This window comes from Streptomyces sp. Inha503, assembly GCF_047215865.1.
GTDB classification, from domain to species: Bacteria; Actinomycetota; Actinomycetes; order Streptomycetales; family Streptomycetaceae; genus Streptomyces; species Streptomyces lycopersici.
In genome coordinates this window covers 9,261,125-9,283,253 of sequence record NZ_CP178360.1, presented here as the reverse complement: position 1 = coordinate 9,283,253, position 22,129 = coordinate 9,261,125, and the positions used below count along the sequence as shown (strand labels likewise).

At 72.9% G+C, this 22,129-nt stretch carries 17 protein-coding genes and 1 pseudogene; 7 read left to right on the top strand and 11 right to left on the bottom strand.

From position 1 onward, the window contains the following. Positions 1-16: 16 nt before the first annotated feature. Entirely contained in the window at positions 17-739 is a 723-nt protein-coding gene (locus tag ACJX2R_RS39385) for an endonuclease V (RefSeq protein ID WP_413106060.1), read from the bottom strand. A 30-nt stretch (positions 740-769) separates the two neighbouring features. Here ACJX2R_RS39385 and ACJX2R_RS39380 point away from each other — a divergent pair, with 30 nt between their 5' ends. Continuing rightward, positions 770-1,066, top strand: coding sequence for a YciI family protein (locus ACJX2R_RS39380; RefSeq protein ID WP_413103985.1), 297 nt, complete (start codon positions 770-772; stop codon positions 1,064-1,066). A 374-nt stretch (positions 1,067-1,440) separates the two neighbouring features. Here the strand turns inward: ACJX2R_RS39380 and ACJX2R_RS39375 are convergent. Beyond that, positions 1,441-1,512: pseudogene (locus ACJX2R_RS39375) on the bottom strand (hypothetical protein); the annotation flags it as partial. Next, positions 1,512-1,988, bottom strand: coding sequence for a radical SAM protein (locus ACJX2R_RS39370; protein WP_413103984.1), 477 nt, complete (start codon positions 1,986-1,988; stop codon positions 1,512-1,514). The pseudogene ACJX2R_RS39375 and the gene ACJX2R_RS39370, both read right to left, overlap by 1 nt. A gap of 200 nt (positions 1,989-2,188) precedes the next feature. Between ACJX2R_RS39370 and ACJX2R_RS39365 the strand changes: the two genes are divergently transcribed. After that, on the top strand, positions 2,189-2,710 hold the full coding sequence (locus tag ACJX2R_RS39365) for an NUDIX hydrolase (RefSeq protein ID WP_413103983.1): 522 nt from the start codon (positions 2,189-2,191) through the stop codon (positions 2,708-2,710). Here the strand turns inward: ACJX2R_RS39365 and ACJX2R_RS39360 are convergent. The 4 genes from ACJX2R_RS39360 to ACJX2R_RS39345 form a co-directional block, all read right to left on the bottom strand. Continuing rightward, on the bottom strand, positions 2,677-4,143 hold the full coding sequence (locus ACJX2R_RS39360) for a hypothetical protein (RefSeq protein WP_413103982.1): 1,467 nt from the start codon (positions 4,141-4,143) through the stop codon (positions 2,677-2,679). The two genes, ACJX2R_RS39365 and ACJX2R_RS39360, sit on opposite strands and share 34 nt — an antisense overlap. A 136-nt stretch (positions 4,144-4,279) precedes the next feature. Then, on the bottom strand, positions 4,280-4,477 hold the full coding sequence (locus ACJX2R_RS39355) for a DUF397 domain-containing protein (protein ID WP_413103981.1): 198 nt from the start codon (positions 4,475-4,477) through the stop codon (positions 4,280-4,282). Next, on the bottom strand, positions 4,456-5,307 hold the full coding sequence (locus ACJX2R_RS39350; protein ID WP_413103980.1) for a helix-turn-helix domain-containing protein: 852 nt from the start codon (positions 5,305-5,307) through the stop codon (positions 4,456-4,458). Before ACJX2R_RS39350 ends, ACJX2R_RS39355 begins: the two co-directional genes overlap by 22 nt. A gap of 147 nt (positions 5,308-5,454) precedes the next feature. Continuing rightward, positions 5,455-6,912, bottom strand: coding sequence for a hypothetical protein (locus ACJX2R_RS39345; protein ID WP_413103979.1), 1,458 nt, complete (start codon positions 6,910-6,912; stop codon positions 5,455-5,457). Between the two features lie 227 nt (positions 6,913-7,139). Between ACJX2R_RS39345 and ACJX2R_RS39340 the strand changes: the two genes are divergently transcribed. Then, entirely contained in the window at positions 7,140-7,553 is a 414-nt protein-coding gene (locus ACJX2R_RS39340) for an SsgA family sporulation/cell division regulator (RefSeq protein WP_138916733.1), read from the top strand. 141 nt (positions 7,554-7,694) lie between these two features. Here the strand turns inward: ACJX2R_RS39340 and ACJX2R_RS39335 are convergent, their stop codons facing one another. Both ACJX2R_RS39335 and ACJX2R_RS39330 read right to left on the bottom strand, forming a co-directional pair. Beyond that, entirely contained in the window at positions 7,695-8,375 is a 681-nt protein-coding gene (locus ACJX2R_RS39335; protein ID WP_413103978.1) for a GOLPH3/VPS74 family protein, read from the bottom strand. A gap of 292 nt (positions 8,376-8,667) precedes the next feature. Continuing rightward, positions 8,668-9,300, bottom strand: a complete 633-nt coding sequence (locus tag ACJX2R_RS39330; RefSeq protein WP_413103977.1) for a hypothetical protein — start codon at positions 9,298-9,300, stop codon at positions 8,668-8,670. 244 nt (positions 9,301-9,544) lie between these two features. Here ACJX2R_RS39330 and ACJX2R_RS39325 point away from each other — a divergent pair, with 244 nt between their 5' ends. Further along, positions 9,545-11,788 (top strand): helix-turn-helix domain-containing protein, encoded by a 2,244-nt coding sequence (locus ACJX2R_RS39325; protein ID WP_413103976.1) that lies wholly within the window; start codon positions 9,545-9,547, stop codon positions 11,786-11,788. Positions 11,789-11,853: 65 nt separating this feature from the next. On the opposite strand, the gene ACJX2R_RS39320 is transcribed toward ACJX2R_RS39325, so the two are convergent. After that, the gene (locus ACJX2R_RS39320) at positions 11,854-15,747 is read right to left on the bottom strand and encodes a hypothetical protein (RefSeq protein WP_413103975.1); all 3,894 of its coding nucleotides are present in this window, start codon (positions 15,745-15,747) and stop codon (positions 11,854-11,856) included. A 234-nt stretch (positions 15,748-15,981) separates the two neighbouring features. Here ACJX2R_RS39320 and ACJX2R_RS39315 point away from each other — a divergent pair, with 234 nt between their 5' ends. Both ACJX2R_RS39315 and ACJX2R_RS39310 read left to right on the top strand, forming a co-directional pair. Next, positions 15,982-17,451, top strand: a complete 1,470-nt coding sequence (locus ACJX2R_RS39315) for an aldehyde dehydrogenase family protein (protein WP_413103974.1) — start codon at positions 15,982-15,984, stop codon at positions 17,449-17,451. A 68-nt stretch (positions 17,452-17,519) separates the two neighbouring features. After that, the gene (locus ACJX2R_RS39310; protein WP_413103973.1) at positions 17,520-19,070 is read left to right on the top strand and encodes a GMC family oxidoreductase; all 1,551 of its coding nucleotides are present in this window, start codon (positions 17,520-17,522) and stop codon (positions 19,068-19,070) included. 99 nt (positions 19,071-19,169) lie between these two features. Here ACJX2R_RS39310 and ACJX2R_RS39305 read toward each other — a convergent pair whose 3' ends face one another. After that, positions 19,170-19,964, bottom strand: coding sequence for an IclR family transcriptional regulator (locus ACJX2R_RS39305; RefSeq protein WP_413103972.1), 795 nt, complete (start codon positions 19,962-19,964; stop codon positions 19,170-19,172). A 172-nt stretch (positions 19,965-20,136) separates the two neighbouring features. On the opposite strand from ACJX2R_RS39305, the gene ACJX2R_RS39300 reads away from it, so the two are divergent. Further along, positions 20,137-22,110: a GDSL-type esterase/lipase family protein gene (locus ACJX2R_RS39300; RefSeq protein ID WP_413103971.1), complete on the top strand. Its 1,974-nt coding sequence runs from the start codon at positions 20,137-20,139 to the stop codon at positions 22,108-22,110. The last annotated feature ends 19 nt before the right edge of the window (positions 22,111-22,129 follow it).

The following is a 22,129-nucleotide window of genomic DNA, read 5'->3' as shown; positions in this document are numbered from 1 at the left end:
GCTCACCACACCGCGTTCAGAGCGTGGCGGCTTTCAGGGCCCGGCGGCACAGCGCGTCCGCGCGCCGTGTCGTCTCGGGCTGCCGGAAGTCGCGGGCCAGATGCAGGGTGTACGCGCACGCGTCCGCGATGGTCACCCGATGGCCGACGGAGACGAAGAGCGGCTTCACGCCGTCGCGGGTGCGCAGCGCCCGGCCGACCTCCTCGTCCCCGTCGAGCAGCGGCGACCAGTCGCCGCGGCGCGGCCCCGGGTCGGTGTGGCGGAAGCCGAAGGGATTCTTGGCGACGCCGATGGTGGGCAGCCCGGTGAGCACTCCGAGACGGCTGGCCAGCCCGAACCGCCGGGGGTGGGCGAGGCCGTAGCCGTCGCACACCACCAGGTCGGGGCGGCGGCCGAGCCGCCGGTCGAGGTCGCCGAGCGCGCCGAGGACGGCCGGGATCTCACGGAACGCCAGCAGCCCGGGGACGTACGGGAAGCTGACCCGGCCCACCGCGGTCGCCTCCGCGACGACCTCGAGACTACGGGCGTCCAGGGCGACGGCGGCGGCCGCGACCAGGTCGTGCTCGTCGTCGTACGCCACGTCCACCCCGACGACCGCGCCGGTGCCGGTGCCCGGCTCGGGCACCTCCCCGCCGACGACCACGGACGCCCGCGTCCGCTCCTGGACGGCGATGGCCTCGGCCTCGGTCGTGGGCCAGTCGCGGGGCAGTTCATATCGCGGATCGACGGCGCTGGTCATCGTGCCGTTCACGTTACTAGCCTGCCCGTCATGTTCGTACTGGAGATCACGTACACCGCCTCGGCGGACCGCGTCGACGCCGCCCTCCCCGAGCACCTCGCCTGGGTGGACGACCACTTCGCGAACGGCGTCTTCCTCGCCTCCGGGCCCAAGAAGCCCCGCGACGGCGGGGTCATCCTGGCGCTCGGGGACGACCGGGCGAAGATCGAGGAGATGCTGGCGAGCGATCCGTTCGTGGTCGCGGGCGTCGGCGAGTACACCATCACCGAGTTCCTGGCCACCCGTACGGCCCCGGCGCTCGCCGACTACCGCCAGCAGCGACCGTAAGGGCGGAACGGGGACCGTAAGGACGATACGGGCCGCAGGGCGGCTCCTACGGGGTCGGCTCCAGCAGCGGCGTGCGGCCCCTTTCGCCTGCCGCCACCAGGCGAGGTCCGGGGTGCAGTCGCGCTGGGGACATGCTGTAGTTCAGCACCTCGGACAGCCACCGCAGCGACAGGTGAGGGCTACTTGTCGTCGAGGTCTTCGCCGTAGGTGACGTCGAGCTCTGCGGCGAGAGCCTCGGCCAGCTGCGGGGTCTGTCCATGGTCGATGATCACCTGCTTGAGTGAGGCGACGCCGCGGAGCTGGGAGAGGTCGTTGCCGCGCAGGTCCAGGTGGCGGTACGTGCCGCCGTCGAACTCAGCAAGCCGTAGATCGCAGCCCTCGAACGCAGCTGTGCTCAGGTCGGCTGCGTCGAACGTGGTCTCGCGCAGGGAGCACTGGGAGAAGATCAGGGGTCCGACGGCCCGGACTCGGGTAAAGGTGCTGTAGTCGAGCTTGCAGTTCTCAACACGGCCGGGCCGTCGATGCTCACGCCCACGCGGATGTCGTACGCGGTCAGCAGCTCGCACCAGGTGCCGGTGATCAGGGTGGCGTTGGTCTGCACGTAGTGGTGGACGCGGCCCGCGCGGCGCAGATCCTCGAAGGGGGCGAGCAGCGCCCTGAACTTCTGCGGGCCGAGCGCGAGGGGCTCCCCGCCGTGCCAGACGATCCCGATGGGCGGGCTGCCGCTGGCCGTGAGCTGAGCGACCGACATCGCCAGTGCGTCGGCGACATCCGGGCGCATGTGGTACCTGAGCTTACGGGAAGGCAGGTAACAGTAATGGCAGTCGAGGTTGCACCAGGTCGTGGGCTGGACAACCACGGTCTGCGGGACCATGAACCACTGATCGTAGCGGGCACGCCAGCCGGAGACGCGAGTGCGCATCACGGTCCTTTCCCTCACCTAACAGGGCCTTCGCCCGCCCAGCCGATCGGCAGCGGCGGGGCACGCGTCCACCTTCCGGCCTGTTATGACGTGTATGCGATGACATTGCGATGTCATCGCCGATGACATGTCATCCAGCGCCCGAAGCACCTGCTCTGCTGGCGAGTTCGGGAAAGGGCCGGTGGGCTATCGTGACGAGCGTGCCTCGCTCGATCCTGATTCACGACGGCCGGACCGCCCGCGACATCGGTCTGGTGTACATCTGCTCGGGCTACCTCGTCGAGCGCGGCAGGGTGCTGCTCGTCCACCACAACCGCTTCGACAAGTGGGTGCCGCCCGGCGGGCACATCGAGCCTGGCGAGTCGTTCGCCGGAACGGCCGTGCGGGAATTCAAAGAAGAGACCGGCCTGCTGGTGGAGGCGATCTCCAGCCAGCCCGCCACCCACCCGGCCGACGACAACGCCACCCCCGAGCCGGTGCCGTTCTACGTGGACATCGAGCGGGAAGGGTTCGCCGTCCCCGCCCTGGTCCAGTTCTTCTACGTCCGCCGCCAGGCAGGCACCGGCGAGCAAGCCGTGGAGGCGCAGTTGGAGGAGGTGCACGGGGCTGGGTGGTTCAGCCTGGAGGATCTGGAGCAGTTGCCGACCTTCGAGCAGGTCCGCTCCCTGGCACGCTTCGCCCTGCTGAACTACCCGGTCGTCTCCGAGCGGGCCCAGGCGTAGCCGCCGGCCCCGTTCACGGTGTCGGCCATCAACAGCCGGACCGGGGCGCCGCCGAGGGCGGCGGACACCGCCTGGTTCAGGCGCTGGACGTACTTGGGAACCGAGGACGGGGCAACGAACAGGGCCTGGGCGATCTGCTCGATCGACATACCCTCGCCAGGACCGTCGTGCACGACCTTCGCCAGGTCGAACAGCCGCTCCGAGAGCTGACATGCCACCGGGCCGTCGCTGTCCGCTGTGGTCAGCAGGACCGTGTGCCCAGCGGCAAGCTCGGCGCCCCTGAGGGGGATCTCCGCCCCAATGTCGCTGTCACCGACCCCGGCCTCCTCGCCGATGCCGATCCGGGCGAGACGGCCGAGGGCCTCCCGGTAGGCCGAGACGGTGTAGTACGCCGCGCGGATGGTGGCGCGCTTGCCGGAGGCGCCGGGTTCGTTCCACATCCCGGCCTCGGGCTCCCACAGGTCGTTCATCAGCCGCCACGCCGTGGACAGCCGGGGATCACGCGGGTTGGCGCCGGCCCGAATGACGGCCTGGGTGCACAGCGCGTACGCCATATGCTCCCACGCGGTGCCCTGTACGTCCTTGTCGTCCTCGACGAAGGTCTCCCAGCGGTGGTGGTTGCGCAGCAGCCACTGCCCTGCCTCGACGACCGCCTCGGACAGCCGCTTCTTCTGCACCGGGCCGTGGACGCCTCCGGCGTCCCGGGGCGCGTCCCGGTAGGCCGGTTCGCCTCCGGGGCCGGCCCCGGAGACAACTGCGGAGAGCGCCAGCAGGCACAGCGCGGTCTTGCTCGGGCTCGGGTCGGTATCCACGTAGGTGCGCCAACCCCAGGCGCCGCTGGACCGGCGGTGGTAGAGAAGCCCCTGGACGCCGTGGTCGATCAGTGGCTCGACTCGCCCCAGCAGGCCCGTGGTGTCCGCCCCGCCGGGGAGGACGAAACCCGGGCCGAGCTCGTGGAGGGTGTCCCTGAACTGGGCAAGCCCGTGCACGGCGAGGGCGGTCTGGTGCAGCGAGGTGTCGTCGAGACCAAGTACCTCGGGCCAGCCGTGGTCAACGCGATGGTCCTCGAGCCAGCCGACGCACCAGGCGGCGGCCTCCACGACACCGTCATGGTGGAAGAAACGCGGGTGCGACAGCAGCCCGGTCAGGCCAAAGGCGACGAAGCGGGTGTGCTCACCACGGCCGCCCTTGTGACGGGGTCGGCAGTGCTCCGGAATGGCGCCGATCAGAAAGTCGAGTGCCTCGCGCACCGGCTGCCCCGCGAGCCCAGCGACCCGCAGGATCGGAAGGACCTCGCTCGTGTTGACGATCGACGACACCGACGTGAGCGTGAGGCCCCACCCGCCGTCGTGGCCCTGGTTGTGCAGCAGGGTCCGCGCGGCCTCTCCTGCTCTCGCTTCGAACGCCGAAAGACCCGCACGCGCCTTCCTCATGGCTCACCTCCGCCGCCAAATCCGGATGGCCCCGGCCGGGCCCTGCCCAACTCGACTGCTATGGACGCCTGTTCACCGCTCGGACGCTACGGTGCGTGGTCATGAAACCGTTCGCATTCCAGCATGCGGCGATCGCTCACGCCTTGAGGGAGGCTATGAACGCGGCCCACGATTCGGCTGCGAATATGAGCGCGGGGCCGTCGGGGTTCTTGGAGTCGCGGACGGGGACGAGGCCCGGGAGATTGTCGGCGACCTCGACGCAATCCCCGCCGTCGCCGTTGCTGTAGCTGCTCTTGCGCCAGACCGCTGCACCTACGTCCCTGGTCGTGGGCATGGGGTGTAGTCCTCCATCGCAGTTTGGATCATTGCCTCGGAATCGCGAGGCGATAGGGCCATTGCCCTGAGCAGATCGTAGTTCTCCCGGCGCAAGGCGACTCCCACTTGGTCCTCGATCAGGGCACCTGACCGACTGCCTTCTTCGTAGGCCACCTGGGGCTCGCCGGGCACGGTGTAGATCTTCAGCACACCACCCAGCATTTCCGGGTGCTCTCCTACCGCGAAAGGGAGCACCTGAATGGTCACGTGCGACTGTGCCCCCTGCTTGAGCAGGGACGCCAACTGATCGCACGTGACGTCTGGTCCGCCGACGGGGCGGTGCAGCACGGCCTCGTCCAGGATGAACCAGCAGCGTGGCGGCTTGGGCTCGACCAGCCGCGCTTGCCGGTCGATGCGCGCCTTCACCATGGCCTCGATCTCCGCGTTCGGCGCGTGCGGATGGACACTGCGCATCAACGCCTCCGCGTAGCGCGGTGTCTGGAGCAGCCCAGGAGCGCCCACACTCACGTACTGCTCGATAACGGCAGCGCGCTTCTCGATCTCGATCATCCGCCGGTACTTCCCCGGAAACGGCTCATTCTTGGCCAGCGCATAGATCCGCGCGAACATCCCATCCGTGCCGAAGCACGCGTCCAGCTTCGCCGGTAGGTCGTCGTACGGCAGCGACTCCGCCGCCTCGATCCGCGCGAGGTGGGACTTGCTGTAGTTCAGCACCTCGGACAGGCGCCGCAGCGACATGTCCGCCTTCTCGCGGTGGCGGCGGATCTCCGCGCCGAACAGGTCGCGTGCGGAGCGGTCGGGAAACAGTTCGCGTGGCTGGAACGGCATCGGTCCATCCCTCCTGGTCCCGCTGTCCGGCTGGGACCGCTGGCTTGTTTTGAGCTTACGCTCCGGAGGGCAACACACTTGACACGTTCCGTAATTGACTCTGAGCGAATTGAGCCCCGGGGACCGCACACGGCCCCCGGGGCGAGGTCAGCGCACGCAGAGCCGGACCACCAGCGAGACGCAGTCCCGGGAGTCGCCGGAGTCGGAGTCAGAGCCGGAGCCGGAGTCGGTCGGCCCGGCCGTGGGCCGCTGCGTCGGCTCGTCCGTCGGCTGCCCGCTCGGGGTGTCCTCCGGGTCCGACGTGGCGCCGTCCGTCGGCTTCTGGGTCGGTTCGTCGGTCGGCCGGTGCGACGGGTCGTTCGACGCGGAGGACGAAGCGGGCGAAGACGGCCGCGACGAGGGCGATTCGGAAGAAGCGGACGTCGGCGCCTTGCGCGAGGGGGATACGGCGCTGGACGGCACATCCGTCGGGGAGTGCCCGGTGGGCACGCTCGCGGTGGACGGCCGGTTCCGGGACGCCTCCCCCGGAACGCCCGCCCGCGACCCGTCCGAGTGCCGCGAGGCGCCCGACGTGGCCGAAGAAGGGGAAGAAGGGGAAGAAGGATCGGCGGAGTCGGATGTATCCGATATGGACGGATTCGAGGCTGCCGCCGGCTGTTCCGCCGCCGCCGAGCCGCCGTCCGTCAGCGCCAGCCCCGTCATGACCGTCGCCCCCGCGACCAGCAGCACGCCGCCCGCGGCCGCCGCGACCGCCACCGGCCCCGCCTGGCGCACCTGCCCGCGGACGAGGTGGTGCATGGAACGGCGGGAGGAGACCAGCGGCCCGTTCGAGGGCGCCGCGTGCGCACCGCCGGCGGTTGCCAGGGCACCCGCTCCGGCGGCCCCCACGGCACCCACCGCACCGGCGGCCGCCAGCGGCGCCAGGAAGCGCGCCATGTCCCGGTCGTACAGCGCGAGCAGCGCCGGGCCGGTCAGCGCGGGCAGCCGGTCGTCGGCCGCGACCAGCTGCTCCATCCGGCCCCGGCAGTCCCGGCAGCCGTCGATGTGGACGGCGATCTGCTCGGCCTGGTGCGGGGAGTCCGCGCCCCGCACATGGTCGGGCAGCCCCTCCCAGTGCCCACCGCACGCGGCGCTCACCGGATAGCCGGGCTGGGCGCGCAGGAACTCCTGGCGCACGCTCTCCCGGACGCGCTCCACCAGGGCCGCCGCACCGTCCGGGCTCGCCCCGGTCAGCCACGCCACCTCCTCCGGCGGGAGCGCGTCCACCTCGGCGAGCCACAGCACCTTGACCCAGCGCTGCGGCAGCTCGTCGAGGACCTGGACGAGCGGTTCGAGGTACGACGCCTGCTGCGACGGGCCCCCGTTCCCCACCCCGGCCGACAGCGCCCTTACGGTGCTCGTCAGCTCGGCCGGGACGGCGTCGGCACCGAGGGGATGCCCGGCGCGGATCCGGCGCCACACGCTGTAGTGCGCCTCGGCCACCAGGTCCCCGGCAACCCAGGGATTGCCGGTGAGAGTTCGGGCATATCCGCACAGACGCGAATATTCGGCTTCGTAGATTCGGCTGTAGGCGGCCGTGTCGAGCGCCGCGTGACCTTCGGTCATGGTGGAACAACCCCTGGGGTGGGTGCCTCGTATCGCCTGCGCTTCTGTAACAGCTCCGCACGGCGCCCGAGACCTTGCATGGTTTGGCAAGCCTAAATGCCCTATGTCCCCTCGAAAAAACAGTCGTGACGCACGTCACGTCGAAAGTGGGTGCACTGGCCTGATCGCCCAAACGTCTTAACGGTCGTAAGGGCGACGCGCCCCGCACCGATCGCAAGGGAGCCGACGTGACCACTGTCATCGACCAAGCCGTCCAGGCACAGCTCATCGCGTCGACGCCCGAGTCACGCGCGATTCCGGCGTGCCTGCGCTACGAGCGCGACGACCCGTTCGCCGTCCGCATCTCCTTCCCGCCCTCCGCGTCCCTCGACGGCTCCGCGGTGGAGTGGACGTTCGGGCGCGAGCTGCTCGCGGCCGGGCTGCGCGGCCCCGCGGGCAGCGGGGACGTGCAGATGTGGCCGAGCGGCCCGCAGGGGACGGTCCTGGAATTCCATGCCCCCGAGGGCATGGCCATGGTCCAGTTCGACACCGCCGACCTCCGCAGATTCCTCGGCCGGTCGTACGCGGTCGTCCCCGAGGGCAGCGAGGCCGGGGAGCTCGACCTGGACGAGGGGCTGGCGTCGCTGCTGAGAGACGCCTGACGTCCGTACGGAAGCCCGGGCCGGTACGGAGGCTCGGGCCCGTACGGGCGCCTGGGTCCGGCCCGTACGGACGCCTGCCCCGCACCGTACGGACGTCCTGCCCCGTACGGGCGCTTGAGCCCCGCCCCTACCGGTGAGAGGTCAGGTGGCGGTCACGGCCGTGGTCGACGCCAGCATGGTCGTGACGACGGCGGCGGCGAGCGCCGTCCGCACCTGCGCGATCACCTTCTCCAGCACCGGGCCCATGCCCCCGCAGCGCTCCCCCAGCTCCAGGATCCGGCGCTTGCGGACCTTGGCGTCCGTGGCCGTCACCACGGACCTCAGCTCACCCGCCGCCGCCAGCGTGACCAACGCCGCGTCCCGTTCGGACACTTCGGCCGCCGGCTGCTCACCGTGCAGCACGCGCACCGCGTCGTCCCGCATCCCGGCCACCTGGTCGGGCCGGTCCAGCACGTACTCCTTGGCCGGGAACAGCCCCAGCATCCGCTTCCCCTTCGCCCGCACATATCCGGCCGTCACCATCTGGTCGCGGACCGCGTGCTCGGTCAGCCGCGGCTGATGCCCCACCCAGATCTGCCAGCTGCGCGGCCGGGATTCGCCGATCAGCTCCAGCAGCCCGTCGAGTGTCTGATCACCCGTGGCGGCGTCGGCCACGGGGCAGGGACTGCCGTCGGCGTCGGTGAGCATGCCGCGCTGAACGAGTTCGGTGAGGGCGGCGGCGCGGACGAGGAGCGCGGTGTGAGCACCGGCGGGCCGGCCGGTCTCGGGGTCGTAGGAGAGCAGGTAGAGCGAGGCGGCGAGGGAGAGCGATCCGTTCGGCACGGGAAACCTCCGACGGTCGGGCGTCCGGTGGGGCGGCGTACTTCGACCATATCGGCCACGGGCCCTCATGATCGACCCTCCGCCACGGGGTCTCCGCGGCTCCTCGGGGACATGGCCCCTCCCCGGACGCGGTGGCCAGCGGGACGGCGGCGCCGGGACACGCGGAGGTGGCGGCGACGCGTACCCCCGTGTGTACGCGTGGCCGCCACCGGTCCCCGCCCCCATCGGCCCCCCCTCGGGCCGCGTCCCCCCGTCCCCGCCGGACGCCCGTTGGACGCCCGTCAGACCCCGCTCACGGGTGGTACAGCTTGACCACGGCGGTCGTGGCGGTGCGCTTGAAGTCGGCCAGCGGTGCCTGGTCGTAGCCGCCCATCTCGCCCCACGTCACGACGGTGACGGTCCGGCCGTCGCGGCCCACGCCGAAGAGGTGGATGCCGGGCTCCGAGTCCGGGTACGAGGTATGGACGCCGTAGACATGGGCGCCGTCCTCCGCCGTCAGGGCGCCGTAGTCCCGCCATGAGGCGGTGCCCTCCGGGAACTGGCGCTCCCAGTCGGCGGCGCAGTTCCGGATCTTCTTCTCGGCCGCGGCGGCGAGCTTGCGGGCCGCCTCCACCGTGCCGGTCCTGACCACGATCTGGGTGGCGCCGGTGTCGTACTCGGTCCAGAAGGTGCGGTGGGTCGCCCCGGCCGACGGGAAGGTCTTCTCCACGCAGAACGGAGGGGTCTCGGGCAGGCCCTCGGTGACATCGCTCGCGTACCAGTCGGAGCTCGGATGCGGCGGGAGCTCCCTCGGCACGAGGTGGGCGGGCGTGCGTTGGTCCACAGCCGCCTGGGCCGACCCGGTCCCGGCCACGGCCACGGCCACGGCGGCCGCTGCCGCGACGCCGAGCGCGGTGCCGCGGAATGAGTGCGTGGGCTTGCGCATGAGGTATTTCCCCGTCTCTTCCCGATCTCAGGTTTCAGCATGTCGCCGTCGCACCGGGAGGTCGCGGCGGCAGGACAAGCGTGTGCGCCACCCGGCCGTGGCCGCTACGACCGGCGGGGCATTCGGGACGCTGGAACGCCTGCACGTACGCTGACTTGGGGGTATGACAACACCCTGGAACGCGCTCGTGGGACGCCCACGGGACGACTCGCGGTGCCGGGGACGATATTGGGGGGTGGTGGGCGTGGGGAACGCCAAAGAGGTCGAGGACTTCGCCGAGAGACTGCGGGCGCTGAAGGAGCGCTCGGGCCGCAGTTACGGTTCGCTGGCCACACGACTGCACGTCAGCACGTCCACGCTGCACCGCTACTGCAACGGCGACGCGGTCCCGACGGACTACGCCCCCGTCGAGCGCTTCGCCCGGCTGTGCGGCGCCACCCCTGAGGAGCTGATCGCGCTCCACCGCCGCTGGATCCTCGCGGACGCCGCGAAGCGCCGCGCGCGCGAGAGTGCGATGTCGGCTCCGCGCGGGGGCGAGGACGCGGCCGACGACGGCCCGGCCGCGGATGGCACCGTGCGGGGGATGGACGCCCGGTCCGGTGGCGGTGAGCCTCGGCAGTCGGCCGACGTACGAGGCGCCGACGCCGCGTCGGACGCGTCCGGGACCACCGCGACGCCCGCCGCGCGTCCGGCCGCCGACCGTCAACAGGGGCGCGTCGCGACGCCCGGCCCGGGCCCGGTGACCGGCCCTCACCCGGATGCGGCCACGACCACCGGCCCGGCCGGAGGCAGCGGCGGCGGCCCGGAGGCCGGTGCGGGCTCGCGCGACGCTCAGCCGGGCGCGGCAGCCGATGAGCGACACGAGGCCGCCACCCCCGCCGACGACGCGTCGAGGGCCGCTCCGATGCCCAACGCCCGCCCGGCCGCGCGCCGCGCGTCCGCCGCGGCCGACCCCGCACCGGGCCGCCCCGGAGACGACACCGGCCCGGACCGGTCGGCGCAGGCCCATGGCACCGCGCACCGCGGCACGGCCGCACACTCGGACGGCGACCCACACCAGCCCGCCGACGACACCGACCGAGCCAACGACACCTGGACCGACGGCGCCCATGCCCAACCGCCCGGCGCGCCCACGGCCGAGTCCCGATCCCCGGCCACCGGGCAGACCCGACCGCCTCGCCCGTGGTCCCCGGCCACCGACCGGAACAACGGCGGTCGGGCCGACAGCACCCGGACCAGCGACTCCCGGCCCCAACCGCCCGCCACGCCCACGGCCGAGGCCGGATCCCCGGCCACCGACCGGGACGACGGCGACCGGGCTGACGGCGACCGGAGCCAACCGTCCGGCGCGCTCACGGCCGAGGCCGGGTTGACGGCCACGGCCAAATCCGCAACCCCGGCCAAGGCCGCCGAACCCACGGCCACCGGCAAGACCAGCCCCGCCCCCACCACAGACACGACCCAACCCCCGCCCGGCAGGCGAGCCCGTTTGCGGGCCGTGGCGGCAAACGCCACGGACACCGCCACCGCCGCCGCCTCACGCGCACGGCGGCCCTGGGCGCTGCTCGCCGGGGCCGCCGCCGTTGTCGTGCTCGCCGTTACGGCGGTCGAGGTGCGGCCGCCCGGGGATGACGGCCGTAAGGACACCGCGGCCGTGCCTCCCTCCGCCGAGCCCACCTCCGCCCCGCCCGCCGGACCGACCGCCCGGGGCCATCTGGACCGTCAGAGGACGGACGGCGACAAGGAATCCGGCGCACCGGGTGGCGACGACAACAAAGGCGAGCGCGGCAAGGAGCAGAGGGCCAAGGGGGACGCCTCCGGTTCGCCCACGCCCGGCGCGACCAAGGGGACGGGCCAGGGCGGGTCCACCCAGCTCCCGCTCACCCTCTCCACCCGTTCCCATGTCTGGGAGAACGGCTGCGGCCACCGCTATCTCATCGACCGGCCCCCGACCCAGGTCGCCCCGCCGCCCACCGAGCAGGACGCCCCGACGTGGGCCGCCGCCCATGACGCGGTGCACGGCGGGACCACCAATGTGGAGGTCACGGTGCAGGGCCGGGCCTCGTCGGCCGTCGTCCTCCAGGCCCTGCACGTACGGGTCGTGGGCCGCCGTACCCCGCTCGCGTGGTCGTCGTTCGCCATGGACAACGGCTGTGGGGGCTCCCTCACCCCGCGCGCCTTCTCGGTGAATCTGGACGCCGCCCGTCCGCTGGCCCGGCCCACGGACGGCAATGACGCGGGCAAGCCGATCCCCGCCGTCCACTTCCCCTACCGCGTCTCGGCCTCGGATCCGGAGGTGCTGCTGGTCAACGCCCGGACGGCGGGCTGCGACTGTAGCTGGTACCTGGAGCTGGACTGGTCGGGCGGCGGCCGCTCGGGGACGGTGCGGATCGACGACCACGGCTCGCCGTTCCGCACCAGCAGCGTCAAGGGGCGCCCCGCCTACGCCTACGACTACACCGACGGCACCTGGCGCAAGAGCGACTGACCTCCGGAGCTCCCGTAGCCCCCGGAGCCCCAGGTCCCGAGCCCCCGGCCACACCGCCCCCTCCCTCACTCCACCGTCGTCGTCAGCCGCAGCGCCGCGTCCCGCACATCCGCGTGCGGATGGCCGCGCAGCGTGCGCAGCCGCTCCCGCCAGGGCTCCGCCCATTCCGTACGGGCCCCGGCCACCTCCGTAAGGGTCGCGGCGAACAGTCCGGAGGCGTGGCCGCCGTCCTCGTCGAGCTCCCGCGCGGCGCGCAGCAGGGCCGCGTCGGAGCCCGGCCGCGTGGCGGTGTTCAGCCGTCGGCGCAGGGTGTCGGCGGTACGGACGGCGAGCGCGGGGCGGGTGGTGTGCAGCCGGGCGAGGCGGGCGAGGGTGGCGGCCAGCGGGCCGGGACGGGCGTCCAGATCGAGGGCGTTCACCAGCACATGGGCGGCCTCCTGGACGAACGTCTCGTATCCGGCGAGGAGTTCACCGGCGGCCCGCGCGGTGCGCCGGGTCACCCGGGGCCGCATCCGGGCCCGGGTGGCGAGCCGGTCCGCGAGGTGCCGGATGCGGCGGTGGGCGGGGCGGTCCCGGTCCGGTTCGGCATCGGGGCCGCCGGGCCGGGCGTCGGCGGTGGCGAGCGCGGCGAGCGCCCAGGCCAGCGGGTTGTCACCGGGCGACCCGTCAGGCGCGGCGGCCATCAGCTCCAGGAGGGCGTCGGCGGCGGGCCGCCAGCTCGCCCGGTTGCCCAGGTCGGTGACGGCGGCCACCAGGACGGCCGCCGCGTCCGGCGCCCACGGCGACCAGCGGGCCAGCGCCCCGTATCCGGCCGCCGCCACCTCGGGGTCGTCGGTGTCGCAGACGGCGCCTATGAGCTGGGCGTAGCGGCCGCGGTGGGCCTCGGGGAGGTCCAGCGGGCGGGTGCGCAGCACGGCGTGGCGCAGCTCGCGCCGCCCGCTCGCGGCGGCGGTCAGCAGTTCCCAGGCGCGTTTGGTGTCGAGCAGCCCGGTGGCGAAGTCGACACAGGCGGCCTGCACATCGGGGTGCTGGCCGGGCAGTTCGAAGGCGTCGGCGAGCAGCGCGGCGGCGTCGGCCACCGGGAGCAGGGTGGCGGCGAGCCGGACGGCCTCCTTACGGCTGGTGACCTTCGCGGGGACGGGCGGTACGGCGGTGGCGACGCCGTCCGGGGCGAGCACCCCGCGCACCAGCCGCCCCAGCCGTGATGGCTCGACGTACCGGGACGCCCGGGTGGCCGCGTACATCGCCACCCGGGCCCGGTCGTCGCCCGCGTGGGCGAACAGGGCGGGCAGGGCATCGCCGGGGCGGTCGGTGCGGGCGAGGGCGGCGAGCGCGGCCTCGGCCACGGCCACATCGTCGGTGTCCGTACAGGTCCGTACGGTGGCCGCGGCCGTCCAGGTCCGGACGGTGGCCGCGCCGTGGCCGGGGATCGGCGCGGCGTCGGCGACGGCGGCCGCCCGCTGCCCCGGCCGCAGGGAGGTGTCGGCGGCGGCCCGGTCCAGGACGCGGGCGGCGGCTGCCTGCTGACGGGGCAGCCAGCGGCCGGTGTCCCGCCCGGTGGGCGGGGTCCAGTGGGTGCCGGGGGTCAGAAAGCGCCCGTACGGCGGGGTGTCGCCGAGGACGAGGTCGAGCAGATCGGTGCGACGGCGGATCAGCACGGCCAGGACGGGCGGCAGCACGGCCGCCGAGGGCTCGTGCGCCAGCAGCTCGGCCACGCGGGTGTCCCGCTCGGCCGGTGGTTCCAGCCACAGCCCGATGGCGGTGCGGGCCGTCGCGTCGCTGCCGAACGAGATGGCCTGCCACAGGAGTTCCTGGAGCTCGGGGAGGGCATGGGCGCGCCGCCCGAGGGAGCGGGCGAGGGCGAAGGTCAGCTCGTGGTCGACCCGTTCGGCGCCCGCCTCCAGCCAGGGCCGCAGCGCCTCGAACACGGCCTGCTCCTGACCGCGCCGCAGCTGGTGGTCGAGGCGGCCCAGGTCGGCGGCGCCGACGCTGCCCGCGAGCCGGGTGAGGGTACGCAGCGCCCAGCCCAGCAGCTGGCGCCGCCCGGTGACGGCGTGTTCGCGCAGCAGCGCCACGGCCAGGTGGCGCAGGGCCTGGCGGGTGGCGGAGGACGAGTCGCGGGCGGCGATCGCGTCGGCGGCGATCCGGTCCAGATGCTCGGCGGCGTCGTCGGTGAACAGCGCGGGATGGGTGCGGGCGAGCGCGCCGAGCGCCGCGGAGCGCACCGGGTCCTGCTCGTTGCGCAGCCGCTCCAGCAGGCGCAGCAGCTCGGTGAGGGCGTCCGGGTCACCGGAACGGGCGACGCACCGGATCAGCAGCGGATGGGCCAGCGCGCGGTCCTCGGCCGAGGAGCGGCGCACGGCGGCCACCAGCTCCTCGCGCGCCTCCTCGATCGGCAGATGGGCCACCGACTCCAGCACGGTCGTCCAGGGCGCGCCACGCTCGCGCGCCTGAGCGGCCATCCGGCGAGCCTCGGCCTGGCGACGGGGGCGCGGCAGGACTTCGAGCACGGCGGGGTCGATGACGGTGTGGTCGCTCACGGCGTGGTCGGAGCCGCGTCCGCCGGTGGCCTGGCCGCCGGTGGCCTGGCCGCCGGTGGTCCGACCGTAGGCGGCCCGGCCGTCGGTAACCCGGTCCGTGGCCTGACCGTAGGCGGCCCAGTCGTGGGCGGCCCGGCCGTCGGTGACCCGGCCGTCGGTGACCCGGCCGTCGGTGACCCGGCCGTCGGTGACCCGGCCGTCGGTAGCCCGGCCGTCGGTAGCCCGGCCCTCGACCGCCCAGTCGCGGGCGGCGCGGCCCTCGGTCGCCCCCTCGCCGGTGGCCCGGTCTATGGCCTGACCGTAGGTAGTCCGGTCGTAGGCGGCCCGGTCCGTGGCCCAGTCGGTGGCGCGGTCCGTGGCTCGGTCGTAGAACGCGGAGCGGCGGGCGGGCGGTAGCGTGGCCAGCAGGCGGGCGAGGGTGTCGGGGTCCGCGTCGTGCCGCAGCGACCGCCCCAGCTCGGCGAGCTCGGGCGGGTCGGCGCGGACGAACCGGCGCAGCACGGCCCGGTCCAGCCGCCGCCGGGTGCCGCTGTGCTCGGGGGCGAGCAGCAGCCGCAGCGTACGGCTCGGATCGGCGGCCACCAGCGCGGACAGCCGGGCCCGTACGGCGGTCGGCAGCGGGCCCTGGCCGTAGTCCTCCAGCAGCTCCAGCACCCGCTCGGGCTCTACGGGCGCGGCGAGCGCGACACAGGGCGCGTAGCGGGTCCACCAGTCGGCGCGCAGCGGTGCGGGCAGGGCGGCGAGCTGACGCGCCGCCTCGTCCAGGACGGCGACCGGATGCCGGGAGACGAGGGCCCGCCAGCCGCGGACGGCGTGGAACAGTCCGGGCAGCAGCCGCGCCACGGTATCCGCCCCGCAGCCGGGGAGCAGCCGGGCGGCCTCGCCGTCGCCCCAGCGCTCCCGGAACGGTTCGATCAGCCGGTCCGCGAGCGCGGTGCGCCGCCCGGCCACGACGGTGCGCGCCAGTTCGCGCCGTACGGTGGCGGGCGCGTCCTCGAAGGCCGCCTCCAGCGCGTCGTCCGGGACCGCGCCGGGGCCGCCGCGGCGTGCGGTGTCGAGGGCGCGGTGCCGCACCACGGGGTCCGGGTCGGCGAGCCGCGCCGCGAGATGGCCGGTGCGCCCGCCGGCGGCCGCGGCCACGGCCGCCAGCCGACGCTCGTACGTCCCGCGCCGCTCCAACTCCTCGATCAGCGCGCCCAGCCGCCCCTCGGCACTGGCCGCCCGCGCCCGCCCGGCCAGCTCCCGCATCCGGCGCGGAAAGGGCAGCGGATCGAGGGCGGCGAGCAACTCGTCGACGAGGGCGCGCCGGGGATCGGGGGCGCTGAGGGCTTCGGAGCCGCCGTCGGCTTCGGGGGCGCCGTGGGCTTGGGGAGCGCGGGGAGGCTCGGGGCCGCGGTGGGCTTCGGACGCGTTGACCATGCCAGGGATTGTGCCGCTCACACGTCCGATCACACGTCCCCGCCGGAAGAAGGTTCCCCGGGACATCCGTCGCCCCAACACCTGGCGCCCGCCCCAACACCTCGCGTCCGCCCCCGCGCCCTCCCCACGCCGTGCGAGGGTGACCCGCGCCACTTACGCTCGGTGTGTGGGCCGGACGGGTGCGTCGATGGATCCACTCGGGACCGGCCCTGTCGTCCGAGCCCGGAGGAACCCATGCCGGAGCTGTTCATCGGCGGCCACTGGACGACCGCCCTCGACGGACACAGCCGCGAGATCCGCTGTCCGGCGGACGGTTCGCTGGTCGCCGTGGTCGACGAGGCGGGGCCGAAGGACGCCGCGGCGGCGGTGGCGGCCGCCCGGGACGCCTTCGACCGCGGGTCGTGGCCCGGTACCCCGGCCGGGGACCGGGGCGGGCTGCTGCTGCGGGTGGCCGAGCTGCTGGAGCGCGAGAAGCCGACGCTCGCCCGCGCCGAGTCCCTGGACACCGGGAAGCGGCTGGTCGAGAGCGAGTACGACCTCGACGACATCGCGAACTGCTTCCGCTACTTCGGCACCCTCGCCTCCTCCGGGAGCGGCGGCCGCGTCGTGGAGGTGGGCAGTCCGGAGATCGACAGCAGGGTGGTGCACGAACCGGTCGGGGTATGTGTGCTGATCACGCCGTGGAACTACCCGCTGCTCCAGACGGCCTGGAAGGTGGCGCCCGCGCTGGCCGCCGGGAACACCTTCGTCCTCAAGCCCAGCGAGCTGACCCCGCACACCGCGATCCATCTGATGCGGCTGCTGACCGAGGCCGGGCTGCCGGGCGGGGCCGCCAATCTGATCCTCGGCTCGGGGGCCACCGCGGGCGCGCCGCTGGTCACGGACGAACGCGTGGACATGGTGTCCTTCACCGGCGGAGTGGTCACCGGACGCTGGATCATGTCGGCCGTCGCGCCCACGGTGAAGAAGCTGGCCCTGGAGCTGGGCGGCAAGAACCCCAATATCGTCTTCACCGACTGCGATTTCGACACCGCGGTGGACTACGCGCTCACGGCGGTGTTCCTGCACTCCGGGCAGGTCTGCTCGGCCGGTGCCCGGCTGCTGGTCCAGGAGCAGCTGCATGACGCGTTCGTCGACGAGATCGTCCACCGGGCCCGGAACATCCGGCTGGGCGGGCCGTTCGACGAGAACGCCCGCGCCGGGCCGCTGATCTCCGCCGACCACCGCCAGAAGATCACCGACTATGTGGCGGCGGGGATCGACGAGGGCGCGGTGCTGCGCTGCGGCGGGACCCCGCCCGACGAGCCGGACCTGGCGAAGGGCTTCTACTACCTGCCGACCGTGCTGGACGACTGCACCCCGGACATGTCGGTGGTGCAGGACGAGTCGTTCGGCCCGGTGCTCACCGTGGAGCGGTTCCGGGACGAGGACGAGGCGGTGGCGCTCGCCAACGACACGGTGTACGGCCTGGCGGGCGGGGTGTGGACGCAGGACACCGAGAAGGCGCACCGGGTGGCGTCCCGGCTGCGGGCCGGGACCGTGTGGATCAACGACTTCCATCCGTACGTCCCGCAGGCCGAGTGGGGCGGGATGAAGCAGTCCGGTGTCGGCCGGGAGCTGGGCCCGTCGGGGCTGCACGAATACCAGGAGCTCAAACACATCTGGCGCAACACCGCGCCCCGCCCCCAGCGGTGGTTCGAGTGACCGCTCCCTTCCCCGGAGGTCGCCCTCACCGCCCCGTGAGGACGTGAGGAGGAGGGGAGGAGAGGCCCGTGGACCAGTTCGACTACGTGGTGGTCGGCGGCGGTACGGCCGGATCGGTGGTCGCCTCCCGGCTGTCCGAGGACCCCTCGGTGAGCGTCTGCCTGCTGGAGGCGGGCCCGTCGGACGTCGGGGACGACAACGTGCTGCGGCTGAACCGCTGGATGGGGCTGCTGGGCTCCGGCTACGACTGGGACTATCCGGTCGAACCCCAGGAGAAGGGCAACAGCTTTCTGCGCCACGCCCGCGCCAAGGTGCTCGGCGGCTGCTCCTCGCACAACTCCTGCATCGCCTTCTGGGCCCCCGCCGAAGACCTCGACGAATGGGCCGCCATGGGCCTGGACGGCTGGTCGGCCGCCGACTGCTTCCCGCTCTTCCAGCGGCTGGAGGACAATGACGCGCCCGGCGACCACCACGGCCGCGGTGGCCCGGTCCGGATCCGCACCGTGCCGCCCGAGGACCCGTGCGGCAGGGCGGTGCTGGCGGCCTGCGAGGAGGTGGGCATCCCCATCGTCCCGTTCAACACCGGGACGACGGTGGTGCACGGAGCCCACTGGTTCCAGATCAACGCCCGTGAGGACGGCACCCGCTGCTCCACCTCGGTGGCCTATCTCCACCCCGTCATGGACTCCCGGCCCAATCTTCAGGTGCGCACCGGACTCCAGGCCAGACGGCTGGTCCTGGACGAGGACCGGCGCTGTACCGGGGTCGACTGCCTCTCCCCCGATCTGATCCACACCCTGAGGGTGCACGCCCGGCGCGAGGTCATCGTCTCGTGCGGCGCCATCGACACCCCGAAGCTGCTGATGCTCTCCGGGATCGGCCCGGCCGGGCATCTGCGGGAGACGGGGGTGGAGGTGGCCGTGGACTCCCCCGGAGTCGGTGGCAACCTCCAGGACCACCCCGAGGGCGTCATCATGTGGAACGCCGAACAGCCCATGATCAGAAGCTCCACCCAGTGGTGGGAAATCGGCGTCTTCACCGCCACCGAGCCCGAGCTTGACCGCCCGGACCTGATGTTCCACTACGGTGCGACGCCCTTCGACCTGAACACCTACCGCCGTGGCTACCCCACCTCGGAGAACGCCTTCTGCCTCACCCCGAACGTCACCCGGGCCCGTTCCCGGGGCACCGTGCGGCTGGCCACCCGCGACTTCCGCGACAAGGCGCGGGTCGATCCCCGCTACTTCACCGACTCCTACGACATGGAGATCATGACCCGCGGTCTGCTGCTGGCGCGCAAGATCGCCGCCCGGCCCGCGCTGGCCATGTGGGCGGGCGCCGAACTCGCCCCCGGGCCCGATGTGACCAGCGCCGACGAGCTGGCCGGCTATGTCCGCGCGACCCACAACACCGTCTACCACCCGGCGTGCACGGTGCGGATGGGCGCGCCCGACGACGCGGACGCCCCGCTGGATCCGGAGTTGAGGGTCAAGGGGGTGGCGGGGCTGCGGGTGGCGGACGGCTCGGCGATGCCGTATCTCATCGCCGTCAACCCGTGCGTCACGACGATGATGATCGGCGAGAAGTGCGCGGACATGATCAAGCGCCGCCATCCCTGAGAGGTCTGGGGCCACCACCCCTGAGAGGCCCGGCGCCGCCATCCCTGAGAGGTCCGGCGCCGCCACCCCTGAGAAGGCCCGGGTCGCCGAGTCACCCGGCTACGGGCGCCACCGCGGGCCCGTGCCGGTCCCCCTCGGCACCACCGCCTCGATCTTCGCCCGGATCTCCCGCATCACCGCGACGATCCGCTCCTCCCGCCCCTCCGTCAGCCGGGCCGTCGGCACCGAGCAGCTGATCGCGTCCACCGCCGGGACGTCGTACCGCAGGGCGAGACCGAAGCCCACGATGCCCAGGACCCCCTCCTCCCGGTCGATGGCGTGGCCCCGCTCCCGCACCCGCTTCAGATCGGCCAGGAGCGAGGCGCGGGTGCGGTGGGTATTGGGCGTCGCCTGCTCCAACTCCTCGCCCATCAGCGGGAGTTCACCGTCGATCCGCTCGGCGAGCAGCGCCTTCCCCAGGGCTCCCACATGGGCCGGGAGCCGCCGCCCGACGCGGCTGAAGGGGCGCAGGTACTCATGCGACTCCCGCGTGGCGAGGTAGACGACATCGCCGCCGTCCAGCCGGGCGAAGTGAATGGTCTCGCCCAGCGCGTCGGACGCCTCGTCCAGGTACGGCCGCGCCGCCCGCACCCGTGGATCGCTGTCCAGATAGCTGGTGCCGGTGAGCAGCGCGCGGATGCCGATGCCGTACAGCGAGCCGGTGACGTCGGTGCGCACCCAGCCGCGGTCGATCAGGGTCTTGAGGAGGGCATACATACTGCTGCGCGGGACGCCGAGCTCCTCGGCGAGCTCGCGCAGCCGGGCCGGCTGGTCGCCGCGCGCGGCGAGCAGCTCCAGCAGTTCCACGGTGCGGCCCGCGGACTTCACTTCGCGCACCCCACCGGTTTCCGCCATGGCTCACATCGTAACTGCCGCCGCACACCTTGACGTTGAACCGATTCAAGGCTTCCATCGTGGGGCCACGACGCCTGGGAGCGCTCCCAAACCCCCGGGCATCCACCCCTCCCCCGAGAGGACCCCCATGAGATCGATCCCGCACTCCTTACGCGGACTCTTCATTCTTGTCATGACCGCGTCGCTCTGCGCGCTGGGGCTGAGCCTCGGCCTCACCTCCACCGCGCGGGCGGCCGCCCTGGGGAACGGCTCGGTGACCGACCCCAACATCGTCTACACCGGCCGCTGGGACCTCGGTTCCACCACCGCCGCCGTCCCCAACTGGACCGGCGGCTACCTCCAGACGGCGTTCACCGGCACCACCGTGAAGGTCAAGGCCCGGGAGGCGGTGAACTTCTACGCGAGCGTCGACGGCGGCCCCGATGTCTTCTACGCGGGCGTCAAGGGCACCGTCGCCGTCACCCCCCAGCCGCTCCCCCAGGGCACCCACACCCTCCGTGTCTCCTACCGCTCCGGCGACACCGTCTTCCAGGGCCTGGTCCTGGACGCGGGCGCGGGCACGGTCGCCCCGCGCGTCCCATCCGGGCTCATCGAGTTCGTGGGCGACTCCATCACCGCGGGCGCCCTCACCGACCGGCTCGCGCTGGACTCGTACGGCTGGAAGACCGGCGAGCGGCTGGGCATGCGCCACACCCAGATCGCCCGCTCGGGCTATTGCCTGGTCGGCAAGGGCGGCTGCGTGGGACTGGCCGCGCAGTTCTTCAAGACCGCCTCCACCGGCGACCAGAACTGGGACTTCTCCCGCTACCAGGCCAGTGCGGTGGTCATCAACCTGGGCACCAATGACATCGGGCACGGCGTCACGGGGCCTGAGTTCCAGTCCGCGTACACCGGCCTCCTCCGCGACATCCGCGCGAAGTACCCGAACGCGGCGCTCTTCGCCGTCCAGACCCTCAAGAAGCGCTACGTACCGGAGACCAAGGCGGCCGTGAGCGCGCGCAACGCGGCCGGTGACGCCAAGGTGAGCTATGTCGACACCACCGGCTGGCTCACGGACGGCACGGACTACGAGGACGGCAACGGCCACCCCAACGAGGCGGGGCACACCAAGTTCGCCGACCGCCTGGCCCCGATCATCGCCGCGAAACTCGGCACCGCACCCGGCTCCACGCCCCTCGAGGCCGCCGCGCCCGGTCAGCCGGGCGACCCGAACATCCGGTTCACCGGCCGCTGGGACACCAAGAGCTCGGCCACCGCCTACACCCCCTACTGGGCGGGCGCGTACTTCCGCACCGGCTTCACCGGCCGCACCGTCAAACTCAAGCAGCGCAACGCGATCGACCTGTGGGCCAGCATCGACGGCGGCCCCGCCACCTTCTACGACGAGGCCAAGGGCACGGTGAACCTCACCCCGGTCCCGCTCGCCGCCGGAAACCACACCCTCCAGGTCAACTACCAGGTGGTCGCGGGCTCCTACCACGGTGACGCGGTCTTCCAGGGCCTGACCCTGGACAGCGGCGCCACCACCTTCGCGCCGCCCGCCCCCAAGAACCTGATCGAATTCGTCGGCGACTCGATCACCGTGGGCACCACCACCTCGCAGAACGCCCGCACCGCCTACGGATGGCTCATCGGCGAACGGCTCGGCGCCGACCACACCCAGATCGCCCAGGGCGGCGCGGCCCTGGTCGACACGGCGGACGACCGGATGAGCCTGGAGCAGCAGTTCACCAAGCTCAACCCGAACGCCGCCACGCCCGGCTGGGACTTCACCCGCTACCAGGCGAGCGCCGTGGTCATCAACCTCGGCACCAACGACGTGGGCCGGGGCGTGACCCCGGCGCAGTTCCAGGCGTCCTACGCGAGCCTGCTGCGCAAGGTCCGCACCGCCTATCCGAACGCCTGGATCTTCGCGCTGCGCACCTTCAGCGGCCGGTTCGGCACCGAGACCAAGGCCGCCGTGACCGCATCCGGCGACGCCAGGGCCTCCTACGTCGACACCACCGGCTGGCTCGCCGCCGACGACCTCTCGGACTCCGTCCACCCCAATGACAAGGGCCACCGAACCATCACCGACCGCCTGGCCCCTATCATCTCCCAGCGCCTTGCGGGCCTACCGCAGGTGAGCCACCACAACCCACGGTGACCAGCCGTTCGTCCCGTTT